This window comes from Mesorhizobium sp. M1D.F.Ca.ET.043.01.1.1 (assembly GCF_003952385.1).
In the GTDB taxonomy this organism is placed as follows: domain Bacteria; phylum Pseudomonadota; class Alphaproteobacteria; order Rhizobiales; family Rhizobiaceae; genus Mesorhizobium.
In genome coordinates, this window is sequence record NZ_CP034444.1 from 3,973,483 (window position 1) to 3,988,154 (window position 14,672).

Annotated in this window: 9 protein-coding genes and 2 pseudogenes; 9 read left to right on the top strand and 2 right to left on the bottom strand. The window is 60.4% G+C overall.

The features are described 5' to 3' along the window. Window positions 1-73: 73 nt before the first annotated feature. The 7 genes and pseudogenes from EJ067_RS19350 to EJ067_RS19380 all read left to right on the top strand — a co-directional run bounded on the left by EJ067_RS19350 (window position 74) and on the right by EJ067_RS19380 (window position 9,591). The gene (locus tag EJ067_RS19350; protein WP_126080654.1) at window positions 74-1,171 is read left to right on the top strand and encodes an ABC transporter ATP-binding protein; all 1,098 of its coding nucleotides are present in this window, start codon (window positions 74-76) and stop codon (window positions 1,169-1,171) included. Window positions 1,172-1,188: 17 nt separating this feature from the next. Beyond that, entirely contained in the window at window positions 1,189-2,961 is a 1,773-nt protein-coding gene (locus tag EJ067_RS19355; protein WP_126080655.1) for an ABC transporter permease subunit, read from the top strand. 122 nt (window positions 2,962-3,083) lie between these two features. Beyond that, on the top strand, window positions 3,084-4,790 hold the full coding sequence (locus EJ067_RS19360; protein ID WP_126080656.1) for an acetolactate synthase catalytic subunit: 1,707 nt from the start codon (window positions 3,084-3,086) through the stop codon (window positions 4,788-4,790). A 15-nt stretch (window positions 4,791-4,805) separates the two neighbouring features. Then, window positions 4,806-5,822: a cyclase family protein gene (locus EJ067_RS19365; RefSeq protein ID WP_126080657.1), complete on the top strand. Its 1,017-nt coding sequence runs from the start codon at window positions 4,806-4,808 to the stop codon at window positions 5,820-5,822. A 12-nt stretch (window positions 5,823-5,834) separates the two neighbouring features. Then, window positions 5,835-6,620: an SDR family NAD(P)-dependent oxidoreductase gene (locus tag EJ067_RS19370; protein ID WP_126080658.1), complete on the top strand. Its 786-nt coding sequence runs from the start codon at window positions 5,835-5,837 to the stop codon at window positions 6,618-6,620. Window positions 6,621-6,684: 64 nt separating this feature from the next. Continuing rightward, window positions 6,685-8,126 (top strand): annotated as a pseudogene (locus tag EJ067_RS19375) (NAD-dependent succinate-semialdehyde dehydrogenase); the annotation flags it as partial. A gap of 565 nt (window positions 8,127-8,691) precedes the next feature. Next, complete coding sequence (locus EJ067_RS19380; RefSeq protein ID WP_245466449.1) at window positions 8,692-9,591, top strand: hypothetical protein; 900 nt, start codon at window positions 8,692-8,694, stop codon at window positions 9,589-9,591. A 780-nt stretch (window positions 9,592-10,371) separates the two neighbouring features. Here EJ067_RS19380 and EJ067_RS19385 read toward each other — a convergent pair. Further along, window positions 10,372-11,379 (bottom strand): hypothetical protein, encoded by a 1,008-nt coding sequence (locus EJ067_RS19385; protein WP_126080659.1) that lies wholly within the window; start codon window positions 11,377-11,379, stop codon window positions 10,372-10,374. 252 nt (window positions 11,380-11,631) lie between these two features. Between EJ067_RS19385 and EJ067_RS19390 the strand changes: the two genes are divergently transcribed. Continuing rightward, window positions 11,632-12,105, top strand: coding sequence for a hypothetical protein (locus EJ067_RS19390; RefSeq protein WP_126080660.1), 474 nt, complete (start codon window positions 11,632-11,634; stop codon window positions 12,103-12,105). A 402-nt stretch (window positions 12,106-12,507) separates the two neighbouring features. On the opposite strand, the pseudogene EJ067_RS35455 reads toward EJ067_RS19390, so the two are convergent. Beyond that, window positions 12,508-12,628, bottom strand: a pseudogene (locus EJ067_RS35455) (IS256 family transposase); the annotation flags it as partial. 379 nt (window positions 12,629-13,007) lie between these two features. Between EJ067_RS35455 and EJ067_RS19395 the strand changes: the two are divergent. Continuing rightward, entirely contained in the window at window positions 13,008-14,672 is a 1,665-nt protein-coding gene (locus EJ067_RS19395) for an ABC transporter substrate-binding protein (protein WP_245467327.1), read from the top strand.

Genomic DNA, 14,672 nt, shown 5'->3' on the forward strand with positions numbered 1-14,672 from the left:
CTTTTGCGACGGCATTTACCGATGACGTGCCGCACCGAACCAGCACGTCATCGTTCGGCTTGGAGTGACGAACATGAATGCACCAGTCAGAACGCTGCATCCGCTAGCTAAGGATAGACCATTGGAGAAACTCGCTCTTTCCGAGCAAATCGAATTTCGGAACGTCACCAAATTATACGGTCAGGTCATTGCGGTCAGGAGCCTGTCGTTGACCGTTGGGCGCGGCGAGTTCCTCACGATCCTTGGTCCGAGCGGTTCTGGCAAGACGACGACACTCATGCTGCTGGCGGGGTTCGAGGCGCCTACCGAAGGTGATATCCGCATCGCTGGGAAGTCCGTCGCCTCGGTACCTTCCTATCGGCGCGATCAGGGCGTCGTCTTCCAAAGCTATGCGCTCTTCCCGCACCTCACCGTTCGCCGCAACCTTGAATTTCCGCTCGAGATGCGCGGCATCAGGTCGGCTGAGCGGGCCGCGAGAGCCGAACGCATCCTGTCACGTGTCCATTTGGACGGCTTGGGTGACCGCATGCCATCACAGCTCAGCGGTGGGCAGCAGCAGCGCGTGGCGCTCGCCCGGGCCCTCATAGCCGACCCTCCAATCTTGTTGCTAGACGAGCCGTTGGGAGCACTAGACCGTAACTTGCGTGAGCAAATGCAGGGTGAGATCAAGGGGCTTCACAAAGAGTTCGGAATCACTACGGTGTGTGTCACACACGACCAGGAGGAGGCGCTCACGCTTTCCGATCGGATCGTGGTGATGAACGCTGGACGAATTGAGCAAACTGACACGCCTGAGGCGCTATATGACCGTCCTGTCTCCCGGTTTGTCGCGAATTTCCTTGGGGACGCCAACATCCTCGATGATCCGTCATTCGCTGTTGAGTCGGATACGCCGCAACCGGACGGCACCGTCGCGATGATCCGGCCGGAACGTATACGGATCTCCGCCCCTGGCGCCACGAAGAGTGCCGACGCCGATCAGCGCCAGCATGTCGCCGGCACCGTGACCGATATGATCTATGCCGGCCCGCTGCGAAGATACCATGTGGCTGTCGGCGATAACGACGTGGTCATACGCGAACACGTCGCCGCGGGGCGTCAGATCTTCCAGATCGGGGACACCATTCAGCTCGACTGGTTGAGATCGGACATCCGCTTCGTCACGACGTGATCTCAGGGGACTCGCAGATGTTGACTTTACAAAAGCTTACGCGGGCCTCTGTTGTGCTGACCTTTCCGGCGCTCTGCCTCCTGCTACTCGTCTTTGCCATACCGATCGTCCAGCTCTTCTTAAACAGCATCAACGCCCCCGCGCTCTCCCTCGTCAATTACGTGACGTTCTTCGTGCATCCTGCGAACGTTCGCGTCCTCATCCAGACCATCGAGGTAAGCATCGTAGCCACGGTCATCTGCGCTATCATCGGCTACCCGACGGCCTACCTGATCACGGCTGCTTCGAAGCAGGTCCGGTCTGTCTTGGTCATCCTCGTCCTGATCCCGTATCTCACGAGTTCGCTGGCCCGAACCTACGCCTGGGTCATGATCCTAGGTGACCGCGGCCTTATCAATAACCTGCTGCTCGATCTGCGCGTCATCACCAGTCCTCTGCCTCTGATTTACAACCGTATGGCCATGTATATCGGCATGGTCCACATCATGTTGCCGATCATGATCCTGCCGCTAGTGAGCGTGATGCTCGGCATCGATAAGTCGCAAGTGGCAGCCGCGCGCAGCATGGGCGCGCGTCCGTTCTCGGCCTTCTGGCGCGTGTTCTTACCGCTCAGTCTGCCCGGCTTACGCAGTGGTGCGTTGCTCGTCTTCATCCTGAGCCTCGGATTCTACATCACGCCCGCAGCCCTTGGTGGCCTGCGCGATGCCATGCTCTCGACTTTCATCGCGGCTGAGGTGCAAAGCTCATTCAATCTCGGCCGGATAGGGGCAGCGTCATTTATTCTCCTCGCGATCGCGATGACGGTGCTCGCCGTCCTCAGACTCAATCCGGCCGGCCCCAAAGGCAATGCTGCGTCGGATCGGCGAAACCGTTTTCCCGCAGCGGGGGCCTTGGTGCGACATCTCACTGAGCTCGGCACGCTTCGGCGGGCGCGTCGCTGGAACATGCATCTTTACCGCGCTGGCGACGCCACCCATGTGTGGAGGTTCATAGGGATCACGGTAGTCATATTCACCCTACTCTTTCTCCTCTTCCCGGGCGTGGTGGTGATCATCGTGTCTTTTAGCGCCGGAACGCAGTTGGAATTCCCTCCATCCGGCTTTTCCGTGCAATGGTATCGTTCGTTTTTTGCCGATCCGTCGTGGAACGGGGCCGCGCTGAGCAGTTTCGAAATTGCAATCTCGGTAACCATAATCTCGACCATACTCGGCACGCTGGCCGCCTATGGACTCAGTCGCAGCGCGCCAATGCTGCGCAACGTGCTCACGTTGGTCCTCCTAGCACCGATCACCTTTCCGGTGATCGTGGTCGGCATCGCAGCCTACCTTGGTCTGGTATCCTTCGGCCTAGTCGGATCGAAGACAGGCATCGTCTTGGCGCACAGCATTGGCGCTATGAGCTATGTCGTAGTTGTCGTCGCGGCAACGCTGGCCAACTTTGACATTAGTCTTGAGCAAGCCGCTAAGAGCATGCGGGCCGGGCCGTTCCGGACATTCATGAGGGTGACTCTGCCTTTGATCCGGCCAGGCATCCTCGGCGGGGCGGTTTTTGCGTTCCTCCATTCGTTCGACGAAGTGGTCATATCCTTGCTCGTCAGCGGTCTATCCATACGCACGCTTCCCTTAAAGATGTGGGAAAACATCCGGCATGAAATCGACCCCACCGTCGCCGCGGTGGCGTCGCTGCTGATGCTTCTGCCCGTGCTCTGGCTCGTCGCCATGTACTTCATCTGGTGGCGGTCAAGATCCAGAATGCAAGCTGCCTCAGCCCGCATGCTCGCCGCGGTCTGAATCCGCACTACTCGTTAGGGCTCCCGGGCAGTGCCAGCGTGTCAACCGCACGGCATGTTACGCGCCTTGGGGCCGCGGTCACTCTGCGCCTGACCATTCAGAACTCTATAGGAAGAAACACGATGACAGAAATCGAACCTACCGTTGCCGTAACAATCGCTCGTGCGTTGTCGCGCCACGGCGTGAAGTTCATATTCGGTCAGAGCCTTCCTTCCGCCGTGATCCTCGCTGCGGAGGAAATCGGAATCCGTCAAATCGCCTACCGCCAGGAGAATATGGGTGGTGCGATGGCCGATGGTTTCGCGAGGGCCTCGGGACAGGTCGCGGTGGTCACCGCCCAGAACGGTCCAGCAGCGGCACTGCTCGTTGCACCGCTGGCCGAGGCCCTGAAGGCCAGCATCCCCGTGGTGGCTCTCATTCAGGAGGTAGAGCGACTGCAGGTGGATAAGAATGCCTTTCAGGAACTCGATCACCTGGCGCTTTTCGCATCCTGCGCCAAGTGGACGCGCCGTATTGGCACCGCGGATCGGGTTGACGACTACGTGGACGCCGCGTTCGTGGCTGCGGCGAGTGGCCGGCCGGGGCCTGCCGTCCTTTTACTGCCGGCTGACCTGCTCCGCGAGACAGCCCAGCCCAGCGCCCACAAGCGCGAGGCATGCCTCAGCGCCTGGCCCCTCGACCGGACCCGGCCGTCGGATGCCAGCATTGCCGAAGCGGCTTTCCTAATCGCGAAAGCCCATTGCCCGGTGGTCATGGCGGGTGGGGGCGCCCTTTCCACCGGCGCGCCATCGGCTCTGGCGAACCTTCAGGAATTTGCCTCGCTCCCTGTATTCACGACGAACATGGGGAAGGGTGCCGTCAATGAATTCCACCCCCTTTCATTCGGCGTGCTCGGATCCCTCGTAGGGCCAACATCGCTTGGCCGCTTCACGCGGAGCTTGGTCGAGGATGCCGACCTGATCCTGCAAGTTGGAACACGAAACAACCAGAACGGCACCGACAGCTGGCGCCTCATTCGTCCGGGTACAAGGATCATCCAGATCGACCTTGACCCGCAGGAGATCGGGCGCAACTACGAGGCAGTCCGCCTCGTCGGGGATGCAGCAGAAACCCTCAAAGCACTCACGCAGGCCCTCAAGACCCAAGATCTCAAGGCAAGGTCACAGGCGCGCCCCGGTCTGGCCGAGCGGATTGCCGATGCCTGGCGCCAGTTCGAGACGGTCAGGGCACCCCTTCTAAAGCAGGCAACCGCAGGGATCAGGCCAGAACGCGTGATGGCGGAACTGCAGAATCTGCTCCAGCCAGAGATGATCATCACTGCTGATGCAAGCTACTCATCGATGTGGGTCGTCGGTCATCTGCGAGCGCCACGGGAAGGGACGCGCTTCCTCACACCCCGTGGGCTCGCCGGGCTCGGATGGGGCCTTCCGCTCGCCATTGGAGCAAAAGTCGCGCGGCCTTCGGCACCTGTTGTGGCGCTTGTCGGGGACGGCGGCTTTGCCCATTCCTGGGCCGAATTGGAGACGATGGTCCGCATGGGAATTCCGGTGACGGTCGTCGTCCTGAACAACGGCATCCTCGGCTTCCAGAAGGACGCAGAAACCGTGAAGTTTGGGGCCTATACCACAGCCTGCCATTTTGCAGCGGTTGATCACGCGGCGATTGCGCGCGCCTGTGGCTGCGAAGGGATAAGAGTCGAGGACGCTGCGGCTCTGCCGGAGGTCCTCAAGCGAGCCCTCGTCGCCGAGCGGCCGACACTCATCGAGGTGATGACGGATCCCGATGCGCATCCTCCGATTTCGCTGTTTGCCGGGACCCTGGATCACTGAGCGGAATGGCGTTACGTGGGCAACCGATGGAACAATAAGCCGGAAGGCGCAAACCGGGGCCTGTTCGGCGCCGACGACGAAGTCGGGCGCCTCAACCTGATCACGGATGACATCCGACTGAAAGCGGCCGCCGAGATCAGGACCGGCCGGGCTTTCTGCCTCAGCTTGCCACTGGATCTCCCCGGCGGGACTGCGCTCAATCCGAACCGCAAGCCGCCGCGTCGTCATGTGGCGATACGCAAGCAGGGACTGCCGGCGGTGAACTATCCCCTATATCTGGAGAACACTCATTACATTGACGCGTCCTGCGATGACAGCGTGACACTATTCACACAATATTCGACGCAGTGGGACGCCCTTAGCCACATCGGGCAGCATTTCAACACCGACGATGACGGCACCGCTGAGATCGTCTATTATAATGGCTTCAGGGGCGGCACGGATGTTCTTGGACCCGATGCCGAAGGCGGAGCTCGCGCGCGCCGATTAGGCATCGACAAGTTCGCCGAGACCTGCGTCCAAGGTTGGGGCGTGCTGCTTGACCTAGGCAGGATCTATGGACGGGACCGAACCCTGGTCGGCTACGATGCCCTAGTGCGTGCTATGCAGACTCAGTCCGTTAAAGTCGAGGCGGGCGACATACTGTGCGTTCACACCGGATTCGCCAAACTTGTTGTCGACATGGACGGCAGCCCGGATCCGCGTGTTCTGCACAATGCCTGCGCCGTACTAGAGGGGCGGGACGACAGGCTGCTCCGGTGGATCGACGACTGCGGTATCGCCGCGCTGGTTGCCGACAACTTCGCGGTGGAGGCGTATCCGAATCGCGTACCGGACGGCTGCGACCACTGCGCCGGCCTGCCGCTGCACCAGCATTGTCTATTCAAGCTTGGCCTTGACGAGCTCTGGTATCTATCGGACTTGGCTGCGTGGCTAAGAGATCATAACCTTAGCCGGTTTTTCCTTACCGCTCCGCCTCTGCGCCTGCCCGGCTCGTTCGGCTTGCCGCTGACACCCGTCGCCACAGTGTAGGAGAAGTAGGTCGTGGACCAGGTTTCGCACGCGACCGCATTCGCCGGCAAGGTGGCTCTGGTGACAGGCGCCGCGCGGGGCATCGGACTTTCGATCGCCACCCGGTTTCTCAACGCCGGCGCCAATGTTGTGCTGGCGGACCTCTCCGAGAGTGACCTGAACGCCAGCATTTCGACCCTGTCTTCGGACTGTACTGGGCGGGCCTTGGCGGTGCGCGTTGATGTGTCCACAGACGCTGATGTCACGCGAATGGTCCAGGCTACATCGGCTCGATTCGGGCGGGTCGACATCCTGGTCAACAACGCGGGAATCTCTCCGAAACACGGCGGACGGAAGGCAACGGTTGAGGAGATGCTCGCCGTGGAGTGGCGTCAGGTTCTCGAAGTAAATCTGACAGGCGCCTTCCTCTGCTGCCGGGCTTGTCTTCCCCACATGCGGGCGGCGAAATGGGGCCGGATCATCAACATCGCATCGGTGGCCGGCCGAACGAAAACCGAGATTGCAGGAGCACACTATGCCGCGTCAAAGGCCGGCATGATGGCCCTTGCCCGCACCCTTGCGGTTGAAGTCGGCTCAGCGAACATCACGGTGAATTCCATTGCGCCGGGTCGCATCGAAACTCCGATGGCTGCCGCGGCTGGTGCCGAACTTAACCAGGCCTACGTCGCCAGCATTCCTGTCGGCCGACTGGGCACCGGTGACGACATCGCCGCTGCGGTCGCCTACCTGGCATCTGAAGACGCTGCCTTCCTCACGGGTGTCACGCTCGACGTTAACGGCGGCTCATTCATGATCTGATCCGCCTGGCGGCTGAATACTTACAAGACTTGAAAGTGGAGCTCTGGGTATGGGTGTACTTACCATGATGCCGGAGGGACTGGCCGTTCCTTCTCTTCTGATCGAACGCGCCTATGTCGCCGGCGAATGGATTTCGGGCGGACGTCGCTTTGACATGACCAATCCCCTCGACCGGCGCGGTCGTTTCGTCGGTCCCCGATGTCGGAAGGGATACGGTGGAGCAGGCCATCGACCCCGCGCACCGCGCGTAACGGGAATGGACCCGACGCACAGGCAAGGAGAGAGCTGGGGTCCTGCGCGCCCTCCATGACCTCATGGTCGCGAATGCCAACGATCTCGCGGCCGTCCTCACCGCCGAGATGGGCAAACCGTTCGCCGAAGCGCGCAGCGAGATCCTGTACGGCGCGTCCTACGTCGAGTGGTTCGCCGAGGAAGCAAGCGTCCTACGGCGACGTCATTCCCGGACATCAGGACGACAAGCGCATTATGGTAATACGCCAGCCGGTCGGCGTGGTCGGTGCGATCACCCCGTGGAACTCCCCGGATGAGATGCTAGCGAGGAAGGTGGCGCCAGCGCTTGCTGCGGCTGCGCCATCGTCTCCAAGCCCGCCGCCCAGACACCGCTCTCGGCGCTGGCACTGGCGCTGCTCGCCGAGCGCGCGGGACTGCCGGGCGGACTGTTCTCGGTGATCACTTCGAAGGACGCGGTCATGGTGGGCAAGGCGTTCTGCGAGAACACCAAGGTTCGCAAGATCACGTTCACAGGCTCTATGCAGGTTGGCCGCACGCTGATGCGGCAGGCTTCCGGCCGGATCAAGAACCTTGGCCTCGAACTCGGCGGCAACGCCCCTTTCATCGTCTTCAACGACGCGGACCTGGATGCTGCCGTCGAAGGCGCGATCCTGTCGAAACTCCGCAATGCCGGGCAGACCTGTGTGTGCGCCAACCGCCTCTACGTGCAGTCCGGGATCAATGATGCCGCCGCGGCGGCGTTGACGAAGCGCGTCAGGAGCCTCAAGGTCGGCGACGGCTTCGAGAAAGGCGTGGCGATCGGACCGCTCATCGAGGAGAAGGCCGCCGCCAAGTGAAGGAGCACATTGCCGACGCATGTGCAATGGGTGCTCAAGTCGTCGCCGGCGGCGAACCGCACGAAAGAGGTGGGCTGTTCTTCACGCCGACGATCCTGACCGATGTAACGCAGGAGATGAAGGTCGCGCGCGAAGAGACATTTGGGCCGGTCGCGCCTCTCTTCCGATTTGATACGGAAGAAGAGGTCATCAAGCGCGCAAACGCTACCGAGTTCGGTCTCGCGTCCTACATCTACACCCGCGATGCATCCCGGATCTTCCGTGTCTCCGAGGCGCTGGAATAGGGCATGGTCGTCATCAACACGGGGCTCATCTCCACCGAGGTTGCGCCGTTCGGTGGCATCAAGCAGTCCGGCATCGGCCGCGAAGGTTCGAGTACGGCCTCGAGGACTACACCGAGTTGAAGTATCTATGCCTGTCCCTCCAGGATCCCGGGCAGAGAGTTATCTCCTGCACTAAGCCGGGTAGGGACCGCGTTGCTGCAGGTCATGAGCGGTCTGGATGATCCCAAGCTGTCGACCTCGAGCGCGGGACGCTTGTTGCCGGTCCGGCCGGATTGCGTCTCCTCGAAGATCTACTCGCAGCCGGCGCGCATCAGAGCATCAGAGCATTGCAGGTCCAAGTTCTGGCCGTCGAAACGTGCGCGTAGCCGATCTGCATGTCCGGATTGAATCACAGAATTACAGAATCGATTCCGTAAGAGCTCACGTCCGGACATACAGACGTTATTTCGGCCGGATGCCGCCAACGCGCATGACGCTCCGCAGATGCCGGGAAACGGTCGCTATGCAGATATGCGGCTGGTTTGCTGCGGGGAGACAGCCGCGACGTCGCCGGGAAAGCCATCTGGCCTCACGATGGTGCCGCCTGCATTCGATATTTGACCGGCCGGCACAAGTGCGATCACATGGGCACGTGACCACCCGCAAGGGCGGCGCTGCCTCCGATGATGATGATATAGAATACTGCTCGAGGTTCCCCGCGTGACATCACATAGACCTCCTGCCTCCTTAGGCTTTCTCGAGCTTGAGCGCGGGCTCGCGCCGGGCGAGAAACCTCCGCAAACGTATCCCGGTTCCCTGCTCAATCCAGATACTTACGACTTTCCGATCATCATCGAGACAGTGGAGGGTGCTTGGGCGGATCGCGTCATCCGAGGCGATCCGTCGCTTGAACCGGCCTACGTCACGTCAGCGCAACGCTTGGTCGAACGGGGCGCCGTTGCCGTGATCGCCAACTGTGGGTTCGCCATCCGACATCAGGCAGCGGTGGCCGCGTCGGTGAACGTACCCGTGGCGCTGTCAAGTCTCCTGCTTATACCGACCCTGCTACGTCAGCTTCCACCCGGCGCCAAGCTCGCGGTACTGACTGCCGATTCCACGCATTGCAGCGAAGGCCTATTCGGGATCGACGACCCGGCCGAGCGTGCGCGGATAGTGGTCGGCGGTATCGAAGGTGGAAAGCTCCTGGATAACGAAATGCAGCGCCCGCCGCGGCGCACGCTAGTGTCTGAAATCGAGGACGATGTCACGGCGTGCGTCACGCGACTGAGAAGGAGATATCCGCACATCGCGGCTTTTCTGTGTGAATGTACCGCATTCCCTCTGGTGTCCCCGATCATACGCCGGTTGACTGGGCTGCCTGTTTTCGACACGGTGATGCTGAGCCGAATGTTATTCACCAGCGCGGCGTGGACCGAATCATTCGAAACCAATCAGCGGACCCTCGCAGAAATAGTGAAGGACCGGGATGAAGGCGCTTATCTGGATAGGCGAGTGAAAGTCTTCACGGCGTCGCGATGGGCACCAGCGGCCGGGTCGCCAGCTCCCTCAAGCGACGCCTGTCAGTCGACGTCGACCATGAGCGATGGCAAGACATCGTAGTTATAGCGTCACCTTTAAGCGTTGGCCGTGCAGGAAAATCTGTCGGGCGAGACGCTGCACATTTGGGGGAACGGCATGACATCACCCGCACCCTGATCCTTGTCTGGATTGGCAGAGGCAGGTGGAGTGGTTCGATGAACATACGGCTTCGGCCGCTCTGATCACGGAAATGAGGCGCGAATCGCCGCAGCTGATCGGCAAGCAGGCTCAGGAGCTGGAATTTCTAGGGCGATCACGGCCTGCAACCGAAGGTCAGACGCCGGTTCGTCGCCGCGACCGACAGCATTCATAGCAGTCCGATCTACTCCAATCTGGCAAAAGGACATTGTCCCGACCTGCCAACCAACTCTAGGTCGGCGATATCACCTATGCCGCGCTACCGGCCCGCTTCGTCTACGTCGCCGTCATTCTCGACGTCTGGTCGCGCATGATCGTCGGCTACGCCATCGCCCGCGCGATCGATGCCCCCCGACGGTCGCCGTTGCGCCGCAATCGAGCGCAGAAAGCCGCCGCCAGGCCGCGTCCAGCGGCTCCCGGCCCGCAACGATCGAGGATTAACACATCCGGCAGACGAGCAAAACCGCAGCCCGATCGGTGTAACCCTAGAGCGCACTCCAGATCGCGGTCAGTTTCTGCAGTCGAGCATTGCGACCAACATCTCATGTCGACCGCCGTCATCACCGCCGCCTCGCACTCGGCGCAGCACCGAAATCGGTTGGCGACGTCTCGGCTGCCACGCTGATGGGGCACCGAGTGGGCGCCGACTCGACGCGTGACCGGCTACGGGATGCCGATCCCGAAATACCGCTTGTGGGCCACATCAAGGATGCGATTGATCAAGCTCGAATAGCTGTGCCCAGCGGCGATTGCGGCTAGGACATATTCGGATTGCATACTGAGCCCAGGCATCGTGTTGATCTCCAGCACAAAGGGTTGGCCGGAGCGGTCGATCCGGACGTCGAGGCGTGCATAGTCCCGGCACTCGCAGGCACGGAAGGTTGCAATCGAAATATCCCGCAGCAAAGTCGCAAGACTGCTCCCGACTCGCGCCGGGCAAATCGTCGACGCCTGCTCGGCAGGCAGGTACTTCGCTTCCCAAGTCAAAAGGCCAATTTCGCGTTCGCCGAAGTCGATCTCTGCGAAGGGCAACACCTCGGGTTTTCCGTTTCCCAGCAGCGCGACATGGATTTCCCGCCCATCGATGTATTCTTCCACTAGCGCATCCTGCCCATATTGCCCAATGATCATTTCGACGGCTTGCGCCAGCTGAGAGGGCTCATGCACGAGTTGCAAACCGAAGCTGTTGTCTTCACGGCGCGGCTTCACCACAAGTGGGAATCGCAAATCGCCGGTGCTGTCGGTGCCGCAGCGCATGATGCGAAAGTTCGGCGTCGGCACGCCGCAACTGCGCATGAGCGTCTTGCTGATAACTTTGTCGTCCGTCAGTCCATGCCCGAGTGGGCTCGATCCGGTGTATGGAACGCCGGCCATCTCAAGCATGCCCGGAACGTGCGTGAAACGGTAATCTCCTTGAATCCCCTCCGCCAGGTTGAAAACAAATCCTGAAGGGCGGGCTTGCGGATCGGGTGGCATGAAGCGCTCGAGCGTATTGAGCAGTCCTTTGTCGCCTTCACACAAAAGCGTTTCATGGCCGCCATCTTGCAGTGCCGCCACCGCCCTTTCGACTGTCTCGCCGGGCGGCCAAGGCTGCGGGGGCTGTGGATAAGGCTGACCGAATCGGTTGATCACGCCTGTAAAATCACGATTCCGGACGACGGCTACTCGCATGACGTACTCCTTGATGGTTCGGTTCTGCACTTCATTCGCTCGGATTTGTTTTCTCGAGGGAACAGCCCGCTTTATCCGCGCTCGCCTTCACGGAGTCCTATGCAATCCGCGTGCCACCAAGAGACGGTGCGAATAAAGGGGCAAGCGCTATGTGTCTCGCGGCGCGCCCGCGCGGGACACTTGTGCCTATGCCGCCGCTTGACTTCTGCCGAGGGACCCAGCCCGAGCCAGGCGGCGAAATCGCGACCGCACTTGAAGGGTTCCATCGGTGGCGAAAATGCCAAGGGCAGCAATAGGGCCGACACCGGGCATGGTTTGCAAGCGCCGAGATGTTGCAGCTTGCTTGGACAGCATGTCGATCGTCTTCTTCAATGCCGCGAAACGGCTGCTCAACTGTTTGATTTGGTCAAGAGCGCTGCAGATGTCGCGGACCAGATCCGGCAGGTCTGCACTCTCGTCCTCGACGATCTCTGCCAGACGTGGCAGGTGGCCGATGCCTTGCGGAACAACATAACCGAACTCCTAGAGGTGCGCGCGCAACGCATTCACCCATTCGGTTCTCTGATTCACGAACTGCTCTCTGGTGCGAAACACGATAGCCCGGGACTGCTACTCCTTGGTCTTCGGTTCGACAAAGCGCGTTGTCGGTCGTTGCGCTGCTTCGACGATCGCCTCCGCTTCGGCGACGTCGTTCTTCTGCCGCTTGACGGACGGTTTGGGACATAGGCCGGGACAATCAGTCTTGGCTCATGGCCAAGCCGAGCCATCTGACAGGTCTGTAGTGGGAGCTGCCGCACGCTTCCATTGCCACGACACATGCCGGTTGACTCGCCATGAACTTGCAAAACTGCAGGCGCGACAGCTTCTTGCGGAATACAACCGATCCATCAGCTGCCGCCCCCTGCAGCTGAATGCCGTTCTTTCCCAGATCGACCCCAATGATAGTAACTTTTCCATCGATGCCTGCCTCTCCTTTGCGTGGCGCTAACACCACCAACTTGGCACATTGCGATGCCGTCGGAGAAGGCTGGCATCCACCCCATCAGTAAAATGGGACAGCCATGGTGCTGGTCGCGCGGCTTGGCGCAGAGCATGTTTCTTGTGCTCACGCAGATCGTCCATGTTGATCTAGCGGTTGGCGCCATCCGTTTTCGTTGGTTTCGACAGCCAATGTCCTGACGGGGGCGGCATCTCTATGTTTTGGAAAGATGAGCACGACACAGGTGCGCCGGCGGATTTCCTCGTTGAGGCCGCCCTCGTCCATCTCGGCCTCGAGCACCTCCTGCATCCGCACGGATCACTTCGTGCGGACCTGCGGGGCTGGAAGCAGAATGTCTTTGGCGGCAGCGCTGGTCGATTACCGGGGAATCAACAGGTGCGATTTTCAGAGCTGCACCGTCGACAGAAAGCGTCCATCTGGGCGGGGAGAGTCGTTAGCCATCTACTTATTAGATGGCGATTATATCGAGTCTCTATTTGCCAATTCAGCAGCTGTCGAAGAAATCTAACTTAAGACTATAAAGGGGAACCGCCACACCAATTACCTTGTGCACGCGCTGGCCATCAGTTCCAAATGGGCGCGACGAGGTGCGGGAATGCGGCGTGGCGAGGCTTAAAGGAGGACCAGAATGATGTGGTCTATGAATCGCCGTGCGGTCGTCAAAGCAATGCTGGTGGGATCGGTTGCCCCGTGGGTCATTAACTCAAGGGCGTTCGCTTCGTCTTGTAGCGACCATATTGTGCGTGTCGGCTCGATGGGTGCTCCCGATTCCATGAATCCATTCGCCACCTGGAGTTCGTTCTGGCCGCTTGTCTTGTCCTACGATTCGCTGGTCGGCGTTGACGCCCAGCGACACCCTGACCGGAGGGGGTTTGCGAAGGCGTGGGCCGTTGCTGATGACGGGCTCACTTGGACAATCAAGGTATGGCCCGGCATGAAGTGGTCGGACGGCCAACCCGCCACCGCCAGAGACGCCGCGTTCACCTATAATTATCTGCTTGGCTCCGTGGGCAAGCCAGACGAGCTGAATATTGGCCAAAACAGCACAGACGGCATGGAACAAGTCGCATCCGTTACGGCCATTGATGACGAAACTCTGCGGATCGTGACCAAGGCTCCTACGCGCTGGCCAATTGACAACTTCGTTCTAATGGTCCCTGAGCACGTTTGGAAGGACATCGGCTACGCGGATGCGCGCAGCACTTTTCGCAACGACCCGCCGCTGGTGGGAACTGGGCCTATGATCGTTGCGGAGTTTCAGCAAGGCCAATTTGTGCGCCTTACGCCAAACGCGTATTTTCGCACTGAGCAGCCGAAGACGGCCGGGATGATTATCCACTTCTTCACCACGCAGGATCCAATTGCCCAGGGTCTGAAGAGTGGGAGCTTCGATTGTGGGGGCGTGACAACCGCACAGTGGGCTGCCTTCTCGAAGGAGAGCGATATCGGGGTCTATGAATCTCGCGTGGAGCAGCGGGACTATCTGGCATTTAATACGGCCTCCGGGAAGGGGGCGGGCAGCACCAAGGCCCTGCAGGATCCAGCGTTTCGCGACGCGATCGGCTATGCGATCGATCAGAAAGCGATCGTGGATCGCGCCTACCGCGGGCACGCAGACCCTGGTGTCGGAATTGTGATGCCGGTAGCCGCCGACTATTACTCAGACCTAAGCGACATCAGGCGCCGCTTCGATCTAGCCGAGGCGGGTCGTCGGCTAGACGCGGCCGGATATCGGGACACGAACGGCGATGGTGTCCGGGAGGACAAGGAGGGAAAGAGCTTACAGCTTGAGCTAATCACAGGAAAGGCTTCGGGTGTGAGCGAGATTCCGATTGCAGCCGTGCAGCTTGTTGCGGGCTGGCTGGGACAAATTGGCATTCCCGTGTCGGTGACCCAGCTCGATTCCGGTGCGCTCACAGCCCGCACGACAGCGCCGACGGACGGCGGCGGAAGCTGGGATCTGCTAATCGCCAGCAACTGGCTGTCTTCCTCGCCTCACGACCTGCTCGTCTTGGGCAGTAGCAAGTCCATCGGCCTCACTAACAGATCGTACTGGACAAATGAGAAGTTCGACGCGCTCCTGACTGAGGTCGACCGTACCGTCGACCTGAAGAGGAGCCAGGAGCTGGTCGATCAGGCAGCGCGCCTCATCTATGCTGAGGCGCCGTATATCATTCTGAGTCACCCCTTAACGCTCGGTGCCTATCGTAAGGACTGCTTCCAGGGCTGGGGACCGGAGGACGCGATATCGGATTGGAGCTATTTCCCGTTCGATCGGTTGAGGCCGATCTAA

Excerpts from the sequence above, each read along its gene's own strand:
- EJ067_RS19350 (WP_126080654.1), top strand. The coding sequence starts at position 74 with ATGAATGCACCAGTCAGAACGCTGCATCCGCTAGCTAAGGATAGACCA.
- EJ067_RS19355 (WP_126080655.1), top strand. The coding sequence starts at position 1,189 with ATGTTGACTTTACAAAAGCTTACGCGGGCCTCTGTTGTGCTGACCTTT.
- EJ067_RS19360 (WP_126080656.1), top strand. The coding sequence starts at position 3,084 with ATGACAGAAATCGAACCTACCGTTGCCGTAACAATCGCTCGTGCGTTG.
- EJ067_RS19385 (WP_126080659.1), bottom strand. The coding sequence starts at position 11,379 with ATGCGAGTAGCCGTCGTCCGGAATCGTGATTTTACAGGCGTGATCAAC.
- EJ067_RS19395 (WP_245467327.1), top strand. The coding sequence starts at position 13,008 with ATGATGTGGTCTATGAATCGCCGTGCGGTCGTCAAAGCAATGCTGGTG.